This is a genomic window from Pseudomonas sp. FW305-20 (assembly GCF_058788075.1).
The window spans coordinates 51773-73547 of record NZ_JBYTAJ010000029.1 but is presented as its reverse complement, the minus strand read 5'-3'; the positions used below and the strand labels follow the sequence as shown (position 1 = coordinate 73547).

At 58.8% G+C, this 21775-nt stretch carries 22 protein-coding genes and 1 pseudogene; 11 read left to right on the top strand and 12 right to left on the bottom strand.

Going from position 1 to position 21775, the window contains the following annotated elements; genetic code table 11:
* The first annotated feature begins 274 nt into the window (after nt 1–274).
* Together AC3WP4_RS21980 and sthA are read left to right on the top strand one after the other, a co-directional pair.
* Nucleotides 275–1261 carry an FAD:protein FMN transferase gene (locus AC3WP4_RS21980; RefSeq protein WP_102615250.1) on the top strand — a complete coding sequence of 329 codons (987 nt, stop codon included), beginning with the start codon at nt 275–277 and terminating at the stop codon, nt 1259–1261.
* Between the two features lie 207 nt (nt 1262–1468).
* Nucleotides 1469–2863: a Si-specific NAD(P)(+) transhydrogenase gene (gene sthA / locus AC3WP4_RS21975; protein ID WP_074875140.1), complete on the top strand. Its 1395-nt coding sequence runs from the start codon at nt 1469–1471 to the stop codon at nt 2861–2863.
* A 42-nt stretch (nt 2864–2905) separates the two neighbouring features.
* Here sthA and AC3WP4_RS21970 read toward each other — a convergent pair whose 3' ends face one another.
* Nucleotides 2906–3628: a glycerophosphodiester phosphodiesterase gene (locus AC3WP4_RS21970; RefSeq protein WP_102615249.1), complete on the bottom strand. Its 723-nt coding sequence runs from the start codon at nt 3626–3628 to the stop codon at nt 2906–2908.
* A gap of 14 nt (nt 3629–3642) precedes the next feature.
* The gene (locus AC3WP4_RS21965) at nt 3643–4224 is read right to left on the bottom strand and encodes a PilZ domain-containing protein (RefSeq protein ID WP_074875144.1); all 582 of its coding nucleotides are present in this window, start codon (nt 4222–4224) and stop codon (nt 3643–3645) included.
* A gap of 94 nt (nt 4225–4318) precedes the next feature.
* Between AC3WP4_RS21965 and AC3WP4_RS21960 the strand changes: the two genes are divergently transcribed.
* The 3 genes from AC3WP4_RS21960 to AC3WP4_RS21950 all read left to right on the top strand — a co-directional run bounded on the left by AC3WP4_RS21960 (nt 4319) and on the right by AC3WP4_RS21950 (nt 7571).
* Nucleotides 4319–5569, top strand: coding sequence for a lipoprotein-releasing ABC transporter permease subunit (locus AC3WP4_RS21960; protein ID WP_102615248.1), 1251 nt, complete (start codon nt 4319–4321; stop codon nt 5567–5569).
* 7 nt (nt 5570–5576) lie between these two features.
* On the top strand, nt 5577–6260 hold the full coding sequence (gene lolD / locus AC3WP4_RS21955) for a lipoprotein-releasing ABC transporter ATP-binding protein LolD (RefSeq protein ID WP_162842853.1): 684 nt from the start codon (nt 5577–5579) through the stop codon (nt 6258–6260).
* A 66-nt stretch (nt 6261–6326) separates the two neighbouring features.
* A complete protein-coding gene (locus AC3WP4_RS21950) occupies nt 6327–7571 on the top strand; it encodes a lipoprotein-releasing ABC transporter permease subunit (RefSeq protein WP_074875150.1) in 1245 nt (414 codons plus the stop codon).
* A 123-nt stretch (nt 7572–7694) separates the two neighbouring features.
* Here the strand turns inward: AC3WP4_RS21950 and AC3WP4_RS21945 are convergent, their stop codons facing one another.
* Both AC3WP4_RS21945 and AC3WP4_RS21940 read right to left on the bottom strand, forming a co-directional pair.
* Nucleotides 7695–9044 carry a heavy metal sensor histidine kinase gene (locus AC3WP4_RS21945; protein WP_102615247.1) on the bottom strand — a complete coding sequence of 450 codons (1350 nt, stop codon included), beginning with the start codon at nt 9042–9044 and terminating at the stop codon, nt 7695–7697.
* The gene (locus AC3WP4_RS21940; protein ID WP_074875155.1) at nt 9044–9724 is read right to left on the bottom strand and encodes a heavy metal response regulator transcription factor; all 681 of its coding nucleotides are present in this window, start codon (nt 9722–9724) and stop codon (nt 9044–9046) included. The genes AC3WP4_RS21945 and AC3WP4_RS21940 overlap by 1 nt, the downstream gene beginning before the upstream one ends.
* Before the next feature lie 155 nt (nt 9725–9879).
* Between AC3WP4_RS21940 and copI the strand changes: the two genes are divergently transcribed.
* Both copI and queF read left to right on the top strand, forming a co-directional pair.
* Nucleotides 9880–10410 (top strand): copper-resistant cuproprotein CopI, encoded by a 531-nt coding sequence (gene copI, locus AC3WP4_RS21935; RefSeq protein ID WP_102615246.1) that lies wholly within the window; start codon nt 9880–9882, stop codon nt 10408–10410.
* 61 nt (nt 10411–10471) lie between these two features.
* A complete protein-coding gene (queF, locus tag AC3WP4_RS21930; RefSeq protein ID WP_076030391.1) occupies nt 10472–11302 on the top strand; it encodes an NADPH-dependent 7-cyano-7-deazaguanine reductase QueF in 831 nt (276 codons plus the stop codon).
* 171 nt (nt 11303–11473) lie between these two features.
* Here the strand turns inward: queF and AC3WP4_RS21925 are convergent, their stop codons facing one another.
* Both AC3WP4_RS21925 and pcrP read right to left on the bottom strand, forming a co-directional pair.
* The gene (locus tag AC3WP4_RS21925) at nt 11474–11737 is read right to left on the bottom strand and encodes a DUF4404 family protein (RefSeq protein ID WP_074875161.1); all 264 of its coding nucleotides are present in this window, start codon (nt 11735–11737) and stop codon (nt 11474–11476) included.
* Nucleotides 11738–11847: 110 nt separating this feature from the next.
* Nucleotides 11848–12468 carry an HAD superfamily inactivated hydrolase PcrP gene (pcrP, locus tag AC3WP4_RS21920; RefSeq protein ID WP_102615245.1) on the bottom strand — a complete coding sequence of 207 codons (621 nt, stop codon included), beginning with the start codon at nt 12466–12468 and terminating at the stop codon, nt 11848–11850.
* A gap of 200 nt (nt 12469–12668) precedes the next feature.
* On the opposite strand from pcrP, the gene AC3WP4_RS21915 reads away from it, so the two are divergent.
* From AC3WP4_RS21915 to rssC, 3 genes are all read left to right on the top strand, one after another.
* Entirely contained in the window at nt 12669–13358 is a 690-nt protein-coding gene (locus AC3WP4_RS21915; RefSeq protein ID WP_074875165.1) for an MlaA family lipoprotein, read from the top strand.
* A gap of 352 nt (nt 13359–13710) precedes the next feature.
* The gene (gene rssB / locus AC3WP4_RS21910; protein WP_010456296.1) at nt 13711–14892 is read left to right on the top strand and encodes a two-component system response regulator RssB; all 1182 of its coding nucleotides are present in this window, start codon (nt 13711–13713) and stop codon (nt 14890–14892) included.
* Nucleotides 14892–15374 carry an anti-sigma factor antagonist RssC gene (gene rssC / locus AC3WP4_RS21905; RefSeq protein ID WP_074875167.1) on the top strand — a complete coding sequence of 161 codons (483 nt, stop codon included), beginning with the start codon at nt 14892–14894 and terminating at the stop codon, nt 15372–15374. The genes rssB and rssC overlap by 1 nt, the downstream gene beginning before the upstream one ends.
* A 120-nt stretch (nt 15375–15494) precedes the next feature.
* On the opposite strand, the gene tal is transcribed toward rssC, so the two are convergent.
* The gene (tal, locus tag AC3WP4_RS21900; protein ID WP_102615244.1) at nt 15495–16421 is read right to left on the bottom strand and encodes a transaldolase; all 927 of its coding nucleotides are present in this window, start codon (nt 16419–16421) and stop codon (nt 15495–15497) included.
* Nucleotides 16422–16599: 178 nt separating this feature from the next.
* A complete protein-coding gene (gene dusA, locus AC3WP4_RS21895; protein WP_102615243.1) occupies nt 16600–17595 on the bottom strand; it encodes a tRNA dihydrouridine(20/20a) synthase DusA in 996 nt (331 codons plus the stop codon).
* 335 nt (nt 17596–17930) lie between these two features.
* On the opposite strand from dusA, the gene AC3WP4_RS21890 reads away from it, so the two are divergent.
* Nucleotides 17931–18413 carry a cupin domain-containing protein gene (locus tag AC3WP4_RS21890; RefSeq protein WP_074875173.1) on the top strand — a complete coding sequence of 161 codons (483 nt, stop codon included), beginning with the start codon at nt 17931–17933 and terminating at the stop codon, nt 18411–18413.
* 491 nt (nt 18414–18904) lie between these two features.
* On the opposite strand, the gene AC3WP4_RS21885 is transcribed toward AC3WP4_RS21890, so the two are convergent.
* From AC3WP4_RS21885 to copD, 4 genes and pseudogenes are all read right to left on the bottom strand, one after another.
* Nucleotides 18905–19690, bottom strand: a complete 786-nt coding sequence (locus AC3WP4_RS21885) for a transporter substrate-binding domain-containing protein (protein WP_102615242.1) — start codon at nt 19688–19690, stop codon at nt 18905–18907.
* Nucleotides 19691–19841: 151 nt separating this feature from the next.
* Nucleotides 19842–20045, bottom strand: a pseudogene (locus AC3WP4_RS21880) (heavy-metal-associated domain-containing protein); the annotation flags it as partial.
* A gap of 97 nt (nt 20046–20142) precedes the next feature.
* Nucleotides 20143–20556 (bottom strand): hypothetical protein, encoded by a 414-nt coding sequence (locus AC3WP4_RS21875; protein ID WP_102615240.1) that lies wholly within the window; start codon nt 20554–20556, stop codon nt 20143–20145.
* 281 nt (nt 20557–20837) lie between these two features.
* On the bottom strand, nt 20838–21773 hold the full coding sequence (gene copD, locus AC3WP4_RS21870) for a copper homeostasis membrane protein CopD (RefSeq protein WP_102615239.1): 936 nt from the start codon (nt 21771–21773) through the stop codon (nt 20838–20840).
* Nucleotides 21774–21775 lie beyond the last annotated feature (2 nt).

The window sequence follows — 21775 nt, the reverse complement described above, 5'->3', positions numbered from 1 at the left end:
CGGGACGCTCCGCGTCCCTGCCGAAGCGGACGCGGAGCGTCCATTGAGGCATTCCCACGCAGAGCGTGGGAACGATCTTGTCGACGAGAGTGATCGATCAGGCGCCGCCAACCACAGCGGCCTACGCTGTCCGCAACTCAGCTCCCACAGGTTTTGCGTTTGACTGGCAGGCGCTGGCAGACCTCGCTCTCGTGCGCTCTGAAGCCCATAATGGCGGGCGCGGTTTTGAGGGGGGGATGAAGATTTGTTAACTGGACGGTGGACTGGGGTTGTGATGCTGGCCGGTGTTTTGTCCGGTTGTGGCAACGGCGACAGCCTGGAACGCTTCGACGGCCCGACCATGGGCAGTCGTTATTCCATTCAATACGTAAGGCATTCCTCCACGCCCGGGCTGAAAACGGTGCAGGCTGAAGTAGAAAATATCCTCGCTGAAGTGGATCGACAATTCTCGACCTATCGCAGCGACTCGGTTATCGAACGCTTCAACGCACTGCCGGCCGGCCGCTGTCAGGTCATGCCTGGCCCGGTGCTCGAATTGATCCGTGTGGGCGAGCAACTGTCTTCGCAAAGCGAAGGCTCCTACGACCTGACCGTGGAACCGCTGCTCAATCTCTGGGGATTTGGCCCGCAGGGCCGTGAGGAAAAAATCCCGACTGCCGAAGTGCTCGCCGAAGTCAGGCAGCGCGTCGGTCACGCACACCTGCGCATCGACGGCGATCAGCTGTGCAAGGACGCCGCGGTAGAGGTCGACTTCAACAGCATTGCCGCCGGTTACGCGGTCGATGCAATTGCCGCAAAACTCGAAGCAATGGGCATCCACAACTACCTCGCCGAAGCCACGGGTGAGCTCAAGGCGGCGGGCAAAAAACTCGACGGATCGCCGTGGCGCGTCGCCCTGGAAGAACCCCGCGACGACCAGCGAGTGGCCGAGCGCATCATCGCCGTAGACGGCTACGGCGTTTCCACTTCCGGCGATTACCGCAACTATTTCGAGCGGGACGGTCGGCGTTATTCCCACACCTTCGATGCCCGCACCGGGGCGCCGGTCCTACACACCCTGGCGTCAGTCACGGTGATTCATCCTTCAGCGTTGATGGCCGATGGCTTATCGACGCTGTTGCTGATTCTGGGGCCCGAAAGGGGTTGGGACTATGCCGAAACGCATGACATCGGTGCATTCTTTGTGATTCGTGCCGATACAGGATTCGTCACACGAACCACGCAGGCCTTTGAGCGCCTGAGTGGCGGCATAACCGAGTGATCACGGCGATTCAAGCAGCAAAGACTGGCGTTGTAGTGCAGGCAAAACTAGCCTACGACGCGACCAAGGGTTAATGTGCGCGGCGTTGACGCTTATATAGACTGTGTCCGGGTTCTGCACTGGCCCCAAATTGTTCCTTCACGCCACAGATCGGCGTGATTTAGCCGCAGGTGCCGAGGGCGCCGCGGCCTGTTCTGAGGAGTATGCATGGCTGTCTACAACTACGACGTGGTGGTGCTGGGTTCCGGCCCGGCGGGAGAAGGCGCGGCAATGAACGCCGCCAAAGCAGGGCGCAAGGTGGCGATGGTCGATAGCCGTCGCCAGGTCGGCGGCAACTGCACCCACCTGGGCACCATCCCGTCCAAGGCACTGCGTCACTCGGTCCGGCAGATCATGCAGTTCAACACCAACCCGATGTTCCGGGCCATTGGTGAGCCACGCTGGTTCTCGTTCCCGGACGTGTTGAAAAGCGCTGAAAAAGTCATCTCCAAACAAGTCGCCTCGCGCACCGGCTACTACGCCCGTAACCGCGTCGACGTGTTCTTCGGCACCGGCAGCTTCGCCGACGAGCAAACCATCGAAGTGGTCTGCGCCAACGGCGTGGTCGAAAAGCTGGTGGCCAAGCACATCATCATCGCCACCGGCTCGCGCCCTTATCGTCCGGCGGACATCGATTTCCACCACCCGCGTATCTACGATAGCGACACCATCCTCAGCCTCGGCCACACCCCGCGCAAACTCATTGTTTACGGCGCCGGCGTGATCGGTTGCGAGTACGCGTCGATCTTCAGCGGACTGGGTGTACTGGTTGAACTGGTGGACAACCGCGGTCAGTTGCTGAGCTTCCTCGACTCGGAAATTTCCCAGGCCCTGAGCTATCACTTCAGCAACAACAACATCACGGTTCGCCACAACGAAGACTACGACCGCGTCGAAGGCGTGGACAACGGCGTGATCCTGCACCTCAAGTCCGGCAAGAAAATCAAGGCCGACGCCTTGCTCTGGTGCAACGGCCGTACCGGCAACACTGATCAGTTGGGTCTGGAAAACATCGGCGTGAAGGTCAACAGCCGTGGCCAGATCGAAGTGGACGAGGCCTACCGTACCTGCAAGCCGAACATCTACGGCGCCGGCGACGTGATTGGTTGGCCGAGCCTGGCCAGTGCTGCTCACGACCAGGGTCGTTCGGCCGCTGGCAGCATCGTTGATAATCAAAGCTGGCGCTTCGTCAACGACGTGCCGACCGGCATCTACACCATTCCGGAGATCAGCTCGATCGGCAAGAACGAGCAGGAGCTGACTCAGGCCAAGGTGCCGTATGAAGTGGGCAAGGCGTTCTTCAAGGGCATGGCGCGTGCGCAGATTGCCGGCGAACCGCAAGGCATGCTGAAGATCCTGTTCCACCGCGATACCCTGGAAGTGCTGGGCGTTCACTGCTTCGGTTATCAGGCGTCGGAGATCGTTCACATCGGTCAGGCGATCATGAACCAGCCGGGCGAACAGAACACGCTGAAGTACTTCGTCAACACGACGTTCAACTACCCGACCATGGCCGAAGCCTATCGGGTAGCGGCGTACGATGGCCTCAACCGGCTTTTTTGAGCGGCTCCGGCCGGTGGCCTGAGCCGGCCGGGGAGACCGATTTCAGCAATTCTCGAGCGTGGCGATGGCCAAACCGGGAAAGTCTGTAATCAGGCTGTCAACGCCGAAGTCGGCGAGTCTGCGCATTAGCGCGGGCTCGTTGACTGTCCATACCGACACATGCAGCCCTTGGCGCTGCGCCTTCTGCAGGCGTTCCGGCGTACACAGGGTCCAGTTCAGCGCCAGAATCTCGCAGCCATAGCTTTGCGCGACCTTCAACGGATCGAGCCAGGCGTACTCGGCCACCAATCCGCGGGACACATCCGGCACCAGGTCCAGCGCAGCTTTCAATACTTCCCGCGAACTCGAGGTGATCGTGACCTTGTCGAGCAAGCCGAAACGCTGAGCCATTTCGCGAATCGCCAGTACGGTAGTCGCGGCGCGGGTGCGTGACGCGCTTTTGACCTCCAGTTGCCAGTGCTCGAAGTCGCATTTCTCGAACAGTTCTTCCAGTGTTGGAATCGGGCACGGTTTGATCCAGCCCGGGCCGCCAGTGCGCGCGTCGTAGGTCACCAACTCGGCCGCTGTGTGTTCGACGACTTTGCCGCGACGGTCGGTGGTGCGCTTGAGTGTCGGGTCGTGGATGACCATCAACTCGCCGTCCATGGACAGGTGCAGGTCCAGTTCGCAACGGCGCACGCCGTGCTTGAGGCATTGCTGAAAACTGGTCAGCGTATTTTCCGGTGCTTCGCCCTTGGCGCCGCGATGGCCGTAGATGAGGGTCACGGTTCTTCCTTAAATTAAATGCCTGATTCGTTTTGTTCGCGGGCCAGACGTCGTTCCTGGGCCTGCTTCTGCAAAATGTAGCGGGCCAGCAATTGGCGCTGGGCATCGCTCGGGTATTCGAACTCGGTGCCGACGTCATAGCCGTCGCCTTTGCGATCGCAATGGGTGACGCGAGCCCGCAACAAAAGCCCGAGGGCTTGCGGCATCAGCACCAGTTTGATCGACAGGTGCGCGCCCTCGGCAATGGGGGTCGGATGTTGAAAGTCGATCCCGCCTTCGGAAATGATCACCGGCTGCGGTTCGCCGATCTGCCCGAGCACGGTGATGGCGATCACCTGGCTCAGCAAATCGATGCGTTTATTCTGGGATTTCAGGAACGCCGCGAGATTCCGGTCGCGCTCACTGATCTGACGCAACAGGTGCTGTGACTCGAATTCGCTCAGGTGCAGTTCGCTGAGCAAGTTGAACAGAGGGGAAGCATCCTGCAACACTTCCTGGCCTGCGGCTTCGGGAGCGGACAGGGGCCGAATTTCCAGTGCGATCGTGTCCTCGATACGGTAGTATTCGCGGCGATCTTCTTCATCTAATGTCGACATGGCGAACCCATGGTAGCGGCGGTGGTCTGAGTGTAAAGCTGGTTATCGACCCCCGCCACAAGGACGTTCCTTTTCCCTCCGAACAAGCCCCGACATGTTCAGACCTCTCTTCGTATTTATTGGCACGCGTTATACCCGTGCAAAGCGTCGCAATCATTTTGTGTCATTCATTTCCCTGACCTCGATGATCGGACTCGCCCTCGGCGTGGTCGTGATGATCGTGGTGCTGTCGGTCATGAACGGCTTCGATCATGAGATGCGCACCCGCGTGCTGGGCATGGTGCCCCACGCGACCATCGAGTCCGGTGAGCCGATCAGCGATTGGCAAAGCCTGGCCGCCAAGGTCAAGCAGAACCCGCAGGTGACGGCCGTGGCGCCGTTTACCCAGATGCAGGGGTTGCTGACCAATAACGGCAAGGTGTCCAAAGTCCTGCTCAATGCCATCGACCCTGCGCTGGAACGGCAGGTCTCGATCATTGATAACTTCATGCAGCAGGGCAAACTCGATGACCTGGCGCCGGGCAGTTTCGGCATCGTCATCGGTGACAAGGCCGCGGCCAAGTTGGGTGCGGCGATCGGCGACAAGCTGACATTCGTGGCGCCGGAAGTCACCGTGACCCCGGCCGGGATGTTCCCGCGCATGAAGCGCTTTACCGTGGTCGGCATCTTCCATGTCGGCGCCGGTGAGCTGGATGGCTACCTGGGCATCACCAATCTGCAGGATCTGTCCAAGCTGCACCGCTGGAAACCGGATCAGGTCCAGGGCATCCGCCTGAAGTTCGACGATCTGTTCCAGGCGCCACGCGTGGCGTGGACCATCGCCCAGCAGCTCGGCGAAGATCATTTCTATGCCCGCGACTGGACGCGCACCCACGGCAATCTGTACCAGGCGATCCGCATGGAAAAAGCCATGATCGGTTTGCTGTTGCTGCTGATCGTTGCGGTCGCGGCCTTCAACATCATCTCCACGCTGGTGATGGTGGTGAACGACAAGAAGGGCGACATCGCGATTCTGCGCACCCTGGGTTCCACGCCGGGGCAGATCATGGCGATCTTCATGGTCCAGGGCACGGTCATTGGCGTGATTGGTACGCTGATCGGCGCTGTGGTCGGGATCTTCGCCGCGCTGAACGTCAGCGCCGCGATCTCGGCCCTCGAAGGGCTGATCGGGCACAAATTCCTCAACGCCGACGTGTACTTCATCGATTACCTGCCGTCGCAAGTGCAGAGCCAGGATGTGTTGATGGTCTGCGCCGCCGCGTTGGTCCTGAGTTTCCTCGCCACCCTGTATCCAGCCTGGCGTGCCGCGCGCACCCAGCCTGCGGAGGCGCTACGTTATGAGTGAGTCGGGCATGAGTGATAAAGCAATCTTGAGCTGCCGCAACCTGGGCAAATCCTACGAGGAAGGCCCTGAGTCGGTAGAGGTTCTGGCCGGTCTGCAACTGGAGCTGCATCCGGGTGAGCGCGTGGCGATTGTCGGTACGTCGGGGTCGGGCAAAAGTACCTTGCTCAACCTGCTCGGCGGCCTCGATACACCGACCAAGGGCAGCGTCTGGCTGGCCGGTGAAGAGCTGTCGGCGCTGAACGAAAAGTCTCGCGGTTTGCTGCGCAATCGGTCGCTGGGTTTCGTTTACCAGTTCCACCACTTGCTGCCTGAGTTCACCGCGCTGGAAAACGTCTGCATGCCGCTGCTGATCGGCAAGACGGCTATTCCTGAAGCGCGTCAGCGTGCGACGGCATTGCTGGAGCGGGTAGGGCTGGGCCATCGCCTGGAACACAAACCGGCCGAGTTGTCCGGTGGCGAACGTCAGCGTGTGGCCATCGCCCGCGCCCTGGTGAACAAGCCAGGCCTGGTGATGCTCGACGAGCCGACCGGCAACCTCGATTCCCACACCGCCCAGGGCATTCAGGATTTGATGCTGGAACTTAGCACCTCGATGCGCACGGCGTTCCTGGTGGTGACTCACGACATGAACCTGGCTCGCCAGATGGATCGCGTCCTGCATCTGCAGGAAGGTTACCTGACGCCCATCTGACTGGCCGAAACCCGGCGTGACTGAAAAGTACGCCGGGTCTCTTATTTTTATACGGTGCCCCAGCGAATGTTCAGACCGTTATCGATCTTTATCGGCGCGCGCTATACCCGCGCCAAGCGCCGCAATCGCTTTGTTTCCTTCATCTCGATGACCTCGATGATCGGTCTCGCCCTGGGCGTGCTGGCGATGATCGTGGTGCTGTCGGTGATGAACGGCTTCCAGCGCGAAATGAGCTCGCGCATCCTCGGCATGGTGCCTCACGCGACGATCGTCGGCGTCAATCCGATCGACGATTGGCAACCCGTCGCTGCGGCGGCCATGAAGAACCCGGAAGTGACGGCCGCCGTGCCGTTCACCGAGATGGAAGGCATGCTGTCCTATAAGGGGACGATGCAGCCGATCCAGGTCAGCGGCGTTGATCCGGCGCTCGAAGGCAAGGTGTCGATCGTTGCCCAGCACATTGTCCAGGGGCGTCTCGATGCCTTGAAGCCGGGTGAGTTCGGCGTGGTGATCGGCGAGATCACGGCGCGCCGCTTCCGCTTGAACGTTGGCGACAAGATCACCCTGATCGTGCCGGAAATCAGCACTGCACCGGGCGGCATCACCCCGCGCATGCAGCGGTTGAACGTGGTCGGCGTGTTCAAGGTTGGCGCCGAACTGGACGGTTCGATGGCACTGATCCACGTGGCCGATGCGGCGCAGATGCAGCACTGGGCGCCCAATCAGGTCCAGAGCGTGCGCCTGGCGGTAAAGGATTTGTACGATGCGCCGAAGGTTTCCAGCGATATTGCTGGCGGACTGGGCAGCGCTTACAAGGCTGATGACTGGACTCACACCCAGGGCAGTCTGTTCAGTGCGATGAAGATGGAAAAAACCATGATCGGCTTGCTGTTGCTGATGATCGTCGCCGTGGCAGCGTTCAACATCATCGCAACCCTGATCATGGTGGTGAACGACAAGGGCGCGGACATCGCGATCCTGCGCACCATCGGCGCCACGCCGCGACAGATCATGGCGATCTTCATGGTGCAGGGCACCGTGATCGGGGTCGTCGGTACGTTGATCGGTGGTGTGCTTGGCGTGATCGCGGCCCTGAACGTCAGTGAACTGGTGGGCTGGATGGAGCGGGTCAGCGGGCAGCACATCTTCAGTTCCGACGTGTACTTCGTCAGTAACCTGCCGTCCGAATTGCAGGGTGCGGATGTGCTGTTGATCTGCTCCGCCGGGTTCATTCTGAGCTTCCTCGCCACCGTTTACCCGGCATGGCGTGCGGCGAAAGTCGAACCGGCTACTGCGTTGCGGTATTCGTAAGCCTGTAGATCGCTATCGCGAGCAAGCCCGCTCCCACAGGGTTTCGAGTCGTTCACACCATTGTGATTTAACTCGGTCACTGTGGGAGCGGGCTTGCTCGCGAAGGGGCCGGCCCTGCTGGCCTCAATCCCCCCTGGGCAACTCAATCACAAACCGCGTCCACCCGTTATCCGATTCGCAATGAATCTGCCCGCCATGGGCGCGGATGATCGACTGAGTGATCGCCAACCCCAATCCCGCATGCTCACTACTGCCTTCCTGGCGCGCCGGATCAGCCCGGTAGAACCGATCAAACACTCGCGGCAGCAACGCCCGATCAATTCCGTCGCCGCTGTTCTCGACCGTCAGTCGCAATCCCTTTGGCTGATCAACAATCCGCACCCGAACCTCGCCTTCGACCGGCGTAAACCGCAACGCATTGTCCAGCAAATTGGAGAGCGCCCGCCGCAACATGCTGCGATCACCTTCCATGCGCGCATTGCCTTCACGACTCAACCTGACTTGAGCGTCCTCCGCCAACGGCGCAAAAAACTCCAGCAACAGATCCGCTTCTTCCGCCAGCTCCAGCGGTTCGCGCCTGGGCATCAACAACCCGTGGTCAGCCTTGGCCAGGTACAACATGTCGTTGACCAGTTGCGCCATCCATTGCAGTTCTTCGAGATTGCTGTGCAGTGCTTCGCGGTAATCTTCAATGGGGCGTGGGCGGGTGAGGGTGACCTGGGTGTGGGTCAACAGATTCGACAACGGTGTGCGCAATTCATGGGCGATGTCGGCGGAGAAGGCCGAGAGCCGCTGAAAAGAGTCGTCGAGGCGTCCGAACATGGCGTTGAAGTTGTGGGCCATTTCCGCGAGTTCTGGTGGCATGTTTTCTTCAGGCAGGCGTGCATTGAGCGACTGCGCTGAAACGCCGCTGGCAACCGCACTCATGCGCCGCAACGGCCGCAACCCACTGCGCGCAGCCCAGGCCCCGAGCAGGGCGGTGGCCAGTGCCGACAAGCCGACTGTCAACCAGATCAGGTGTTGCATGCGCTGCAGAAAGTGCTGGTGATGAGTGATGTCCAGCAGCAAGGTCAACTGCGGTGAGTCAGGTTTGTCGAGGTACAACGGAGCGTTGAGGACGCGGTAGTCGGTGCCTTCGCTGCTCACCGTGGACAAGCCCGCCTGGGTCGGTAGTTCCTGGGGTAGGTGCGTCGAACTGTCATACCAGCGCTTGCCGTCGCTGCCGGTGATCCGCAGCGACAGATCAGCCTGTCGGCTCAATTCATCGGCCAGTTTGACTTCGCTTTCACTCGACTGAATGTCATGAAGTGCCCGACGCAGCCCAATCAACTTGCCGTTCAGCAACTGTTGGTCGAGTTCAACGAAATGCGCTTCACTGGCCCGGCTGAACAACACCCCGGCGAACAGCGACACCACGGCGGTGCACGCCGCAAACAGTAGCGCCAGGCGACTGCTTAACGAAAGTCGACGCATCAGGCGGGACGCTCTTCAAGGACGTAACCCATGCCGCGCACGGTGTGAATCAACTTGTTGGGGAAATCATCGTCGATCTTCAGGCGCAAACGACGGATCGCCACTTCGATGACGTTGGTGTCACTGTCGAAGTTCATGTCCCATACCTGGGAAGCGATCAACGACTTGGGCAGGACTTCGCCTTGCCTGCGCAGAAGCATTTCCAGCAGGGCGAACTCCTTGGCCGTCAGGTCGATGCGCTGACCATTGCGTTCGACCCGACGGCGGATCAGGTCAAGGCGCAAGTCCGCCAGTTGCAGGCTGGTTTCCTGAGCTGTGGCGTTGCCACGGCGCAACAGGCTGCGGACCCGGGCCAGCAGTTCGGAGAAGGCGAACGGTTTGACCAGGTAGTCGTCGGCGCCCAGTTCGAGGCCGTAGACCCTGTCCTCCACCGCGTCGCGCGCTGTCAGAAACAGTACCGGCGTGTCGAGGCCGGCACCGCGCACCGCTTGCAGGATCTGCCAACCATCGCGGCCGGGCAGCATCACATCAAGAATCAACAGCGCGTAATCGCCGGTCAGCGCCAGTTGCTGGCCGGTGCTGCCGTCCGCCACCAGTTCAGTATTGAAACCGGCCTCGGTCAGGCCTTGGCGCAAGTAGTGGCCAGTTTTTGGTTGGTCTTCGACGATCAGCAGTTTCATGGGCGACTCGAGGCAAATGGAACGAACGCTTTATACCGTGGGCGGCGTTAATGCAGGTCAACCTGACAAAGTTGTAATTTGCCTGTCAGGTTGCGGGCAGTCGTAGCAGTTTAGAGTTTTCCACAGGCTGAACCTTAACTTGTTGGAGTACGACTATGTTTTTGCGCAAATCACTGCTGTGCGTCGCGTGTCTGCTGGCGCTGAGCTCGCCGGCGTGGGCTGCCCCGGCGCATACCTACGACTTCGGCCATCCGGCCTCGGCGACCAAGGCGACTCGCAGCGTAGAGTTCATCATGGGCGACATGTCGTTCACCCCCAAGGCGATTGATATCAAGGCCGGTGAGACGGTTCGTTTCGTGTTGGTGAATAAAGGTCAGTTGTTGCATGAATTCAACCTCGGTAACGCGGCAATGCATGCCAAACATCAAAAGGAAATGATGAAGATGCAGCAGAGCGGCATGCTCATGCCTGCAGGCATGAAGGAAATGGACCACGGCGCCATGGCCGGTATGGCCGGTATGGAGCATGGAATGAAACACGACGACCCCAACAGTGTGCTCGTCGAGCCGGGCAAAACCGCTGAGTTGACCTGGACCTTCACCAAGGCCACCAACCTGGAATTCGCCTGCAACATCCCCGGTCATTACCAGGCCGGCATGGTCGGCAAGGTGACTGTCAGTCAGTAAGCACTCAAAGGCGGGAGCAAAGGCTGGTAGAATCCGCTGATTCTTCAGTCAGGTTTCCGCCATGCATCCCGCAGCCGAACACTCGCCGCTGGGCAAATCCAGCGAATACATCGCCACCTACACGCCGTCCTTGCTGTTTCCGATCCCGCGCACCGCGAAATGGGCCGAGCTGGGCCTGACGGCTGAAACCCTGCCGTACAAGGGCGTGGATTTCTGGAACTGCTTCGAACTGTCGTGGCTGTTGCCGTCCGGCAAGCCAGTGGTGGCGATTGGCGAGTTCAGTATCCCGGCGGATTCGCCGAATATCATCGAATCGAAGTCGTTCAAGCTGTACCTCAACTCCTTGAACCAGACACCGTTTGCCGACACCGCGAGCCTTGAAGCGACATTGATCAAAGACCTGTCGGCTGCTGCCGGTAAACCGGTGGGCGTGCGGATTCGCAGCCTGAAGGACGTCGAGGCCGAAGGCGTCGTGGCGTTGCCGGGCGTGTGCATTGATGATCTGGATATCAGCGTCAGCAACTATGAGCATCCGCGTCCGGAACTGCTGCGTTGCGATGAATCGCGCATCGTGGAGGAGAGCGTGCACAGCCATTTGCTCAAATCCAACTGCCCGGTCACCAGCCAGCCGGACTGGGGCAGTGTGGCGGTGGAATACCGTGGCGCGGCGCTGGATCACGCGAGTTTGCTGGAATACATCGTGAGCTTCCGTCAGCACTCGGACTTTCATGAGCAGTGCGTGGAGCGGATCTTTCTCGACCTGCAGCGGTTGTTGAAACCAGAAAAATTGACGGTGTATGCGCGCTATGTGCGACGCGGTGGGTTGGACATCAACCCGTATCGCAGTACTGAAACCGTTCAACTGCCGAACCACCGGCTGGTCCGCCAATAAAGATCTACGGTGGGAGCGAGCCTGCTCGCGATGAGTCCAGCACATTCAACATTGATGTTAACTGACACTCAGCCATCGCGAGCAGGCTCGCTCCCACAAGGGATTGCATTGCAAATCGCAGAAACTAAAAAGCCCCGCTATCACTAGCGGGGCTTTTTGTATTCGGCGGGTTCAGATCCCCATGTTAGCCAGGGCTTGCACGATATTGCGCAAGGTGCCAGCAAGGGTCGGGTGTTCGATTTCAAAGCGCTCGACGGCCAGGTTCACATTGTCGGCAAGGCTGGAGTCCTGGGTTTTGGTTTCGAGCTCCAGTTCCAGTTCGATCTGTTGCATCAGCGCGTGCAGGTCGTCGCGCTCGGCTTCGGTCAGCGGTGGATTCTGTTCCAATTGCTCGCGCAGAGTATTGAGCTGTTGTTGCAGTTCGCGGGCAGGCATGGCGTTCTTCCTTTTATCGATAGGCACTGGCATAGACCGCAGCAGCACGCCAAAGGTCTATGGCTTGATCTTTAGATTAATCCACTCGCGCGTAACCTGCATGATCTCGATCAGGGCTTTTCGCCCTTGAGCCGGCGCAGGCTGATGTCGGCCAGGCAGGTATCGAGTTCACCAAGGTGATCGATCACCGAATGCACGCCCAGACCGAACAGTTGCACTGTTGCCTTGCCGCGTTTGAATTCACGTTCCTGCTGCGTCAGCGCCTGCCATTCGTTGGGCGCCAGGCCGCAGAGTGAGCCGCAGGACGCCAGCCCAATCGTCCACAATCCAGCGTTGAGCCCCGCTTGCAGCAATCGTGGTTCGCCGCTGACCAGCACGCAACCTTCCAGTCGTTCAACATTCAACGTCATCAGGGCTTGCCAGCAGGCGTGCGGTGCCGGCCATGGATTGTTTGTTTCGGGGTGTTGCGAGGGTTTGATCCATGAAGGCAAGGCAGAGGCCAGGGAGTGGCTGAGGGCAGCGGGGAGGTCATCGAGCCAGGCACAGGGAATCTGCTGATGCTGCAAGCTGCGCAAGCTATCCAGGGCGCCGGGCGTGGCCTCGGCATAGATGGAAGAGGGGATTCCCTGTGCGCGTGTGCGGGCACCGAAATCCACCAGGCAACCACTGAGGCCAAACAGGACGGCGGTCAGGCTGGGCGCAATGTGGGGCAAGGTTTCGGCATGGGGCATATCAACGTCCCTGAAATAGCCTCAAGGCTAGGGGGCGACGGTGACAGTTGAGTGACACTGATGTGAATCGCTCACAATCATCACGAATGATCCGCAGGCTGACTCGCACGGTGCTGCCTTAAGCGGCTTTTCCGTCTTATACTAGCCAGCTTTACGCTTGGGCCAAGCCCACGCGTCAGTACAATCCAAGGAGTTTTTCTATGCGCTGGAGCAATCATCTAGCTCAGCTTTGTGTGTTTGCCAGCGTATTGCTGGTTCCGGTCGTTGCCCAGGCAGCCTCGGAAGACGACCCTTGGGAAAGCATCAACCGCCCGATCTACAAGTTCAACGATGTGCTCGACACCTATGCGCTGAAGCCTTTGGCCCAGGGCTATCAGTTCGTGACGCCGCAATTTCTTGAGGACGGCATCCACAATATGTTCCGCAACGTCGGCGATGTCACCAACCTTGCCAACGATATCTTGCAGGCCAAACCGGCCGCCGCTGGCGTCGACACCGCGCGCTTGATCTTCAACACTACGTTTGGCCTGTTGGGCTTTATCGACGTCGGCACCAAGATGGGCCTTCAACGCAATGACGAAGACTTCGGTCAGACCCTTGGCTACTGGGGCGTAGGCAGCGGCCCGTACGTGATGCTGCCGTTTCTGGGCCCTAGCACCTTGCGTGACGCGCCATCCAAGTATGTCGACGGCTACACCGGCCCGTACCCTTACATCCACGACGTGCCTGTGCGTAACTCCATCTTCGGCCTGAACATCGTTGACACCCGCGCCAGCCTGCTGTCGAGCGAGAAGCTGATCAGCGGCGACAAATACATATTCATCCGTAATGCGTACTTGCAGAACCGCGAATTCAAAGTAAAGGACGGCCAGGTTGAAGACGATTTTTGATCTCGACCGGTAAAACGTGAAGAAGGCGGCCAGTAGGCCGCCTTCTTTCGTTTGGCTTTTTGGCCAGTTTCAGCGATGGTTTGAACCTTCCATTACGTTACGGTTTTGCCGGTTCTTATAACTCCCGGTGATTTGAAATTGAAAGACGTCAAGCGACCATCGGCGTGAGCTTGAAACGACCCGCGGATGGGAGTACCGTCTGCGCCTTAGAAGGGCACCTCTGGTGTACCTGTGTGTAGGGCAAATGCTCGAAAACAGTGCGCTAGAGAGGCTAGAAAGCGAATCCAGTAGTATGAGCCGGGACAAAGCCCCTGCCTGCTACGCCAACCTAATTCTGGCGCCGTTTGCCCACATGCCAAAAACCAGTGCCACGCTGCTGATAATCGATGATGACGAAGTAGTGCGCGCGAGCCTCGCCGCCTATTTGGAAGACAGTGGTTTCAGCGTCTTGCAGGCCAGCAATGGCCAGCAGGGTCTTCAGGTATTCGAGCAAGACAAGCCCGACTTGGTCATCTGCGATTTGCGCATGCCACAGATGGGCGGGCTCGAACTCATTCGCCAGGTCACCGAGCTGTCACCACAAACCCCGGTGATCGTGGTTTCGGGCGCCGGCGTGATGAACGACGCGGTCGAGGCCCTGCGCCTGGGCGCGGCGGATTACCTGATCAAGCCTCTCGAAGATCTGGCTGTGCTCGAGCACTCTGTGCGCCGGGCCCTGGATCGTGCGCGCCTGCTGCTGGAAAACCAGCGCTACCGCGAGAAGCTGGAAAAGGCCAACCGCGAACTCGCCGCCAGCCTGAACCTGCTCCAGGAAGACCAGAACGCCGGTCGCCAGGTGCAGATGAACATGCTGCCGGTCAGCCCCTGGACCATCGACGAGTTCCAGTTTGCTCACCAGATCATCCCGTCGCTGTACCTGTCGGGTGATTTCGTCGACTACTTTCGGGTCGACGAGCGTCGGGTAGCGTTCTACCTGGCGGACGTTTCCGGTCATGGCGCCTCTTCAGCCTTCGTTACCGTGCTGCTGAAGTTCATGACCACGCGCTTGTTGTTCGAATCCAAGCGCAGCGGTACCTTGCCGGAATTCAAGCCTTCAGAGGTCCTTGGTCATATCAACCGAGGCCTGATCAGTTGTAAGCTGGGTAAACACGTCACAATGGTCGGTGGAGTCATCGACGAGGAGACAGGTTTGTTGACCTATAGCATCGGTGGTCATTTACCGTTGCCTGTGTTGTACACGCCAGACAGTGTTCGTTACCTGGAAGGGCGTGGTCTGCCGGTGGGCCTCTTCAATGAAGCCACCTACGAAGATCACGTACTGGAACTGCCGCCGACGTTCAGCCTGACGCTGATGTCCGATGGCATTCTGGACCTTTTGCCAGAACCTACACTCAAAGAAAAAGAGGCGGCTTTGCCCCAGCGGGTCAAGGCAGCGGGCGGCAGCCTGGATGGTCTGCGGCAGGTTTTTGGATTGGCCACGCTAGGGGAGATGCCGGATGATATCGCCCTGTTGGTGTTGAGCAGGAATCTTTAATGAGTACCGGTAGAATCCAGTTCGCCGAGCAGGATGGCACCTTCGTCCTGAAGTTCGTCGGTGAAGTTCGCCTGACCCTGTGTTCGGCGTTGGATGCGACTATCGAGCGGATCTTCACGGCGTTGAACTTCAACACAATCGTGATCGACCTGACCGAAACCCGCAGCATCGACAGCACGACGTTGGGCCTGCTGGCCAAGCTGTCGATCCTGTCGCGGCAAAAGGTCGGCTTGCTGCCGACCGTCGTCACCACCCACGAAGACATCACCCGTCTGCTGCAGTCCATGGGCTTCGAGCAAGTGTTCAACATTGTTGACCGCCCGATCCCGTGCCCTGAGTGCCTGACCGACCTGCCAGACCAGGATCAGTCCGAAGAAGTGGTACGGATCAAAGTGCTCGAAGCGCACAAGATCCTCATGGGCCTGAACGACTCCAATCGTGAAGCGTTCCATGATCTGGTGAACGCCCTCGAGCGTCACTGATTCACCGCATACCTGTGGCGAGGGAGCTTGCTCCCGCTGGGTTGCGAAGCAGCCCCAAAATCGACATATAAAAAAGGGCGAACCCGTAAAGGTTCGCCCTTTTTGCGTTTTCTTACTGGATCACAGCTTGGCTTGCAGCAACGCCTCAAGCTTTTCCTGATCCCGAGCGAACTGACGAATACCTTCCGCCAGTTTCTCGGTCGCCATCGCGTCCTCGTTGGACAACCAACGGAACTGCGCTTCATTCAAGCTCAAACGCGCTTCACCAGCATGACCCAGCGCCAATTTGCGTTCCAGCTTGCCAGTGTCCGCCGCCAGCTTATCAATCAGATCCGGGCTGATGGTCAGACGGTCGCAACCGGCCAGCTGCTCGATCTGATTCAGGTTACGGAAGCTCGCACCCATGACCACAGTCTTGTAGTCATTGGCCTTGTAGTAGTTGTAGATGCGCGTCACCGACTGCACGCCCGGATCATCCGCGCCGGTGTAGTCGTTGCCGTTGGCCTTCTTGTACCAGTCGTAGATGCGACCCACGAACGGCGAAATCAGGAACACCCCGGCGTCAGCACACGCCGCAGCCTGAGCAAACGAAAACAGCAACGTCAGGTTGGTCTGAATGCCTTCTTTTTCCAGAATCTCGGCAGCGCGGATACCTTCCCAGGTGGAAGCGATCTTGATCAGCACGCGGTCACGGCCAATGCCGGCCTTGTCGTACAAGTCGATCAGACGGTGCGCACGCTTCAATACGGCGTCAGTGTCGAACGACAGGCGCGCATCCACTTCGGTGGAAATACGGCCGGGGATCACTTTCAGAATTTCTTGCCCTACCGCAACGCCAAAACGGTCGCTGGCCAGGCCCACATCGCTCTTGCAGTCGCTGACGCAAGCGTTCAGCAACTCGGCATAACCGGGAATGGCCGCCGCTTTGAGCAGCAGGGAAGGGTTGGTGGTAGCGTCCACGGGTTTAACGCGAGCGATAGCTTCGAAGTCGCCGGTGTCGGCAACCACGGTGGTCATTTGTTTGAGTTGTTCCAGCTTGGAAGTCATGGGCGTGCTCTGTCCTATGGGTCTAATGACATTACCCGAGCGCTGACAGCCACTCAAGGGTGCGTGTACGTATCGAGGGCCCCAGCGGCAACAACCGGAAAACGGCTGTTTGAATGGCGGGGCGCGGTATCGGTAAATACGATGCCAAATCAGACCACAGGTTCAACCCAAGCGACCGTTAACGCCCTTCAAGCAACTCCGCCGCCTGATCCAGCAACACTAAAGGCTCTTTAGCCTTGTGAATATCCACCGACAACAACTGCCGAAACTTGCGCGCCCCGGGAAACCCGGTACCCAGCCCCAGCACATGCCGAGTGATGTGGTGCATCGAGCCGCCCGCATCAATGTGCGCGGCTATATAAGGCCGCAACTGCGCCAGCGTCTCCGCCCGGCTGATCACCGGCGCCGTGCTGCCGAACAGTTGCTGATCCACCTCAGCCATCACATAAGGGTTGTGATAAGCCTCACGGCCCAACATCACGCCGTCGAACGTCTGCAAATGCTCGTGACAGGCTTCCAGCGTCTTGATCCCGCCGTTGAGAATAATCTCCAACTCCGGAAAATCCGTCTTCAACCGCGCCGCCACGTCATAACGCAGAGGTGGAATGTCGCGATTCTCCTTCGGCGACAACCCCTCCAGAATCGCAATCCGCGCATGCACCGTAAAACTCGTGCACCCGGCATCCCGAACCGTACCGACGAAATCACACAACTCCTCGTAACTGTCCCGCCCATTAATCCCGATGCGGTGCTTCACCGTCACAGGAATCGACACCGCATCACGCATTGCCTTCACACAATCCGCCACCAACTGCGGATGCCCCATCAGGCACGCACCAATCATATTGTTCTGCACCCGATCACTCGGGCAGCCGACATTCAGATTCACCTCGTCGTAACCGTGCTCCTGCGCCATGCGCGCGCACATCGCCAGGTCCAGCGGGACGCTGCCGCCGAGTTGCAGCGCGAGCGGGTGTTCGGCTTCGTTGTGACGCAGGAAGCGGTCGTGATCGCCGTTTAGGAGCGCGCCGGTGGTGACCATTTCTGTGTAGAGGAGGGCGTGCTTGGAGAGTAGGCGTAGGAAAAAACGGCAATGCCTATCAGTCCAATCCATCATGGGCGCAACGCTGAAGCGGCGGGAGAGCGGGGCGGGTGTTGCGTTGGTTATGGACATTAGGAATCTGGATCGGTGAGGCTGGAAGGTGGGGAGTTTATCAGGATTGGGCTGGCGGAGCGTTGGTGAGTCTTGCTACTGCTGATCTGCGGCCGTCATCCTTGGCACCGCCAATGGCTGACCTGACAGCGAACAGCACAGCGCCTGCTGTAGGAGGCCACAGTCCATACCTGTGCGTTATAGCGCTGTTCATAATGGGTATATCCACGCTTCAACATTCGGCTACCGTCATCGTATATGACTTGATTGCGCAGGCTCTGCTCCTGTGCGTTGAAGCTATATTTATTTGCCTCTGCTGCGATACACCCACAGCTCCCAAACACGAGGAAACCATGATGAACTCCCACAAAGCTGTCGCTGTTTCGCTGGCCTTGCTCAGCGCAGCCTTCTTCACATCTGCCGCCCTGGCCGAGGGAGCGGGTTTGATTGCCTCCACCCCATCCGAACTCAAGTGGACAGCCGCGCCGTCGGTGGGGCCCGGTGCGATGATTGCAGTGATTGAAGGTGACTTGAAAGCCGCCGAGCCTTTCACTCTGCGCTTGAAGCTGCCGGCAAATACGAAAATCGGCGTGCATACCCATCCCGTGACCGAACGCGTAACCGTTATCTCAGGCATTTTCTACTTCGCCACCGGAGACACATTCGATTCGGCACGGGCCAAGGCCTATCAACCGGGTGATACCCTGATCATTCCCGTCGGCATGCCGATGTACGGCGCCAGTCGAGAGCAGGAAACCGTGCTCCAACTCCACGGCACGGGGCCTTGGGGGATCACCTACCTCAACCCGGCGGACGACCCTAGAAACAGCAAAATGTAGCGAGCGACAATCAGGTAAAAGAATCAATCGTACCTGACTCCCGTTGGCTCTGTTTTCACCTACAGAATTTCCTTAGGGGTCAGGCCGCACCTCATAAATGCAGCGGCCTTGCACCTATTTGTTCTCAACCCCAGTTGGGCGGTGAGTTGCTGGGGACTTAGATCTTTCTTCTAGAGTTCTATTTCGCGGATCGCTGCAGCCGCTTCCAGATCATCTCCTGAAACATCCGTACGGCCGGCCCTTCCTTCTCTTCGTGATTCGCACCTGCAATCACTGCCTCGACCCCAACATGTTGAACTTAGGCGGGAGCGCGATCGGTAGCAGCTTCATTGAGTACAGTGGGGGTGCTGCACGACTAAGGGCGGACGCAACGGCCGAAGTGTTTTTGCCGTTGCGTGGTTTGCCTGAGACATGGTGAGTGCTGAGTTGGCGACTGCTGCGCAGCCGGACGCAGGCTTCGCCGGCTGCTACATGGATCGAGTAGGTGGCGGTTATTTGGGTTCGGGTGTTGCTATCCACTGGCCCAGAATTTTTTGGTAGTTGCCCGTGACTTTGGCCAGGTGTAGCCACTGATCGACGTACAGCTTCCAGGTCATGTCATCACGTGGCAGCAAGTAAGCCTTTTCGCCGTATTGCATGAATTGCTTCGGGTTCACCGCGCACAAACCAGGTTTGAGTTTCTGCTGATAGAGCGCTTCCGAAGCATCGGTGATCATTACGTCAGCCTTCTTGTCCAGCAGTTCCTGGAAGATGGTCACGTTGTCGTGAAGGCGCAATTGCGCCTTGGGCAGGAAGGCGTGAACAAAGGCTTCGTTGGTGCCGCCGGCCGGTTCGACTAAACGAACCGAAGGCTGGTTGATTTGCTCGACGGTCTGGTACAGCGCCTGATCTTCGCAGCGCACCAGCGGGATTTTGCCGTCGACGTCCAGCGTGGTGCTGAAGAAGGCTTTTTTCTGGCGCTCCAGCGTGACCGATATGCCGCCGACGCCGATGTCGCATTTGCCCGCGAGCATGTCGGGCATCAGGGTTTTCCAGGTGGTCTGCACCCACTCGACCTTGACGCCCAGGCTGTCGGCCAGCGAGCGGGCCATGGCGATGTCGATGCCCGAGTATTCGCCGTCTTCGGCTTTGACGGTATAGGGTTTGTAGTCGCCTGTTGTGCACACGCGCAGTTGGCCCTGTTGGATGACGCTGTCCAGATGCGATGGCTCTGCCTGAGCGGCAAACGATAGAGCGAGCAGGCCACCGAGCAGCATTGTGCTTTTCAGGTTGTTCATTGTTATCCGGCTTCCATGATGGAGTGGGTGCTGAGAGTACTGACTTTCTGCTGCTCTGCTCAACATCATCCTCGCCGGGCCGGACTCAGTGACAGCAGCAACTTGAACCGCCGCAGCCAGACTTCTTCTTTACGCCTTCATGTTTGTCTTATGTCAGTACGCTTGCTGGATACCCGGCCTCTTTCAGTGCCGATAACAGAACATCGCTCTCGGCATCTCCAGTCACCTTGACCCGACCGGCCGTCAGATCGACTGTCACTTCACCCACTCCTGCGAGTGGTTGCAATGCGGCGTTGATGTGTTTGACGCAACTCCCGCAACTCATGCCATCGACTTGCAGTTCAGTGCTGTTCATTACGTAAACCTCTTTTACCGTGAGTGGCAGGGGGGGATGGATGAGATCGATGGTTGACCTTGCCGCGATGGCAAGGTCAAGCGCTTTTTAAAGGGCGTTAGTTGCTCATCGGCTTTTTCATCATGTTCGACTGCTGATCCATCATTTTCATCATCATGTCCATCATCTGGTCTGAATGAGCCATGCCGCCGGACATGCCTTTGCCCATGCCCATGCCTTGGCAATGGTTGTGCATCATGCCCATGCTGTCCTTCATCGTGGCCATGCCTTCTTGCATGGCGGCCTGGCGTTCGGCCGGGGTTTTGGCGGCGATCATTTTTTCGTGAGCGGCCTGCATTTTTTCCATCTGTTCGCTCATGGCTTTGTCTTGCGCGGTAGCGGGGGCGGGGGCGGTAGCTGCGGTGGTCGGTGCGGTTGGCGGTGTGTCTGGGTGATGTTCCTCGACAGCGAGGGCAACCAATGGGCTACTGATGAGCAGAGCGGCGACGAGTGCTTTGAAGTGCATTTGCATGGCAATCTCCAGTGAGTCAGGGACGTACGGGAATGGAGCAGCGCTAAAGAGGTGAAGCCAAAGGGGCGTCCGGAGTTCCAGACGCTCGGAGGACTGTTTTAATTGTTGAAGCGAACGAAGCGCAGGCGTGCTGGCAGCCACAGTGCGAGCACTTGGCGGATCAGCAGCGGTAGGTGCGTGCGGAACCAGAGCATAGTGTGTACCCGATCCGAGGGGTTACCTTGAGCTTAGTCCCGGGGAAGAGGCCGTGATTGATCCATATCAAGTGGTGCCTCTTTCCGTTACTCCGCGCCCATTTCCATCCCTGGACTCAACGTCCCCAACCACGCCACCAGCCCCACTATCAGCACCGCCGCTGCCAATTCAACCACCACGCTGCGCCGCAATGTATTCGCCGCCACCCGATACTGACCGTCACGCAACGACCGCTCCAAAAACGGCCCCAGGTGAAACCGGTTCAACGCGGCGAGCACCAGCATCCCGGCAAACAGCGCGATTTTGATCGACAGTAAAATCCCGTAGGTGCTGAGCAATAGATCGTCGAGCGTCGGGCCCACGATGAACAGGTAATTCACAACGCCTGTGACCGTGATGACGGCCACGATCACCGCGCCTACCCATTCAAATCGGCGGACAGCCCGAGCCAGCAATCTGATGCGCTCCTCGGTTTGCAGCGCGTTGATCTTTGCCATCAAGGCAAGCGCCACCAGCGCACCGAACCAGGCGCCCGAAGCCAGCAGATGCCCGATGTCAGTGATGAAATGCCAATAACGAAGGTCACCTTCATCCATCGCTCCATGACCGTTCCAGGCCAGGCTGGCGAGGGCGCTAGCGCTGGCAATAGACGCGATCAGCAGGCTGGATCCTGGTGCTCGCCGGTTGAATACGACCGCCAAACCGCCGACCACCAGCGCGATGAGGCGCACGATCCAGGCCAATCCCACGTCCGTCTCAAGCACCATCATTTGGATATGCGGGCGCAACTCGGCAAAGTCCGTCTCACCGCTCATGGCGCTTGCCATCACCACCATGCTGGCGATGGAAAACAGCACACCCAGCACCGTCGTGCCCACCAACATCGACCGAAACGGCAACACCGCGCCGGAAATCCGTTCCTGTCCTTTAAGGCTATAGAGCCCAAACAGCGCCAGGCCAAACAGCAGCATCAAATCCACATACAACCCAAAGCGCAGTGCAATACTGACCGAGTCGCTCATCA

Bases quoted from the DNA above. Each gene is read 5' to 3' on its own strand.
- pcrP (WP_102615245.1), bottom strand. From the start codon at position 12,468: ATGCCCCATGCCGAAACCTTGCCCCACATTGCGCCCAGCCTGACCGCC.
- sthA (WP_074875140.1), top strand. From the start codon at position 1,469: ATGGCTGTCTACAACTACGACGTGGTGGTGCTGGGTTCCGGCCCGGCG.
- AC3WP4_RS21940 (WP_074875155.1), bottom strand. From the start codon at position 9,724: ATGAAACTGCTGATCGTCGAAGACCAACCAAAAACTGGCCACTACTTG.
- tal (WP_102615244.1), bottom strand. From the start codon at position 16,421: ATGACTTCCAAGCTGGAACAACTCAAACAAATGACCACCGTGGTTGCC.
- AC3WP4_RS21945 (WP_102615247.1), bottom strand. From the start codon at position 9,044: ATGCGTCGACTTTCGTTAAGCAGTCGCCTGGCGCTACTGTTTGCGGCG.
- queF (WP_076030391.1), top strand. From the start codon at position 10,472: ATGCATCCCGCAGCCGAACACTCGCCGCTGGGCAAATCCAGCGAATAC.
- copI (WP_102615246.1), top strand. From the start codon at position 9,880: ATGTTTTTGCGCAAATCACTGCTGTGCGTCGCGTGTCTGCTGGCGCTG.
- AC3WP4_RS21875 (WP_102615240.1), bottom strand. From the start codon at position 20,556: ATGCAAATGCACTTCAAAGCACTCGTCGCCGCTCTGCTCATCAGTAGC.
- AC3WP4_RS21950 (WP_074875150.1), top strand. From the start codon at position 6,327: ATGTTCAGACCGTTATCGATCTTTATCGGCGCGCGCTATACCCGCGCC.
- rssC (WP_074875167.1), top strand. From the start codon at position 14,892: ATGAGTACCGGTAGAATCCAGTTCGCCGAGCAGGATGGCACCTTCGTC.
- rssB (WP_010456296.1), top strand. From the start codon at position 13,711: ATGCCAAAAACCAGTGCCACGCTGCTGATAATCGATGATGACGAAGTA.
- AC3WP4_RS21960 (WP_102615248.1), top strand. From the start codon at position 4,319: ATGTTCAGACCTCTCTTCGTATTTATTGGCACGCGTTATACCCGTGCA.
- AC3WP4_RS21885 (WP_102615242.1), bottom strand. From the start codon at position 19,690: ATGAACAACCTGAAAAGCACAATGCTGCTCGGTGGCCTGCTCGCTCTA.
- AC3WP4_RS21890 (WP_074875173.1), top strand. From the start codon at position 17,931: ATGAACTCCCACAAAGCTGTCGCTGTTTCGCTGGCCTTGCTCAGCGCA.
- AC3WP4_RS21980 (WP_102615250.1), top strand. From the start codon at position 275: ATGCTGGCCGGTGTTTTGTCCGGTTGTGGCAACGGCGACAGCCTGGAA.
- copD (WP_102615239.1), bottom strand. From the start codon at position 21,773: ATGAGCGACTCGGTCAGTATTGCACTGCGCTTTGGGTTGTATGTGGAT.
- AC3WP4_RS21915 (WP_074875165.1), top strand. From the start codon at position 12,669: ATGCGCTGGAGCAATCATCTAGCTCAGCTTTGTGTGTTTGCCAGCGTA.
- AC3WP4_RS21925 (WP_074875161.1), bottom strand. From the start codon at position 11,737: ATGCCTGCCCGCGAACTGCAACAACAGCTCAATACTCTGCGCGAGCAA.
- dusA (WP_102615243.1), bottom strand. From the start codon at position 17,595: ATGTCCATAACCAACGCAACACCCGCCCCGCTCTCCCGCCGCTTCAGC.
- lolD (WP_162842853.1), top strand. From the start codon at position 5,577: ATGAGTGATAAAGCAATCTTGAGCTGCCGCAACCTGGGCAAATCCTAC.
- AC3WP4_RS21965 (WP_074875144.1), bottom strand. From the start codon at position 4,224: ATGTCGACATTAGATGAAGAAGATCGCCGCGAATACTACCGTATCGAG.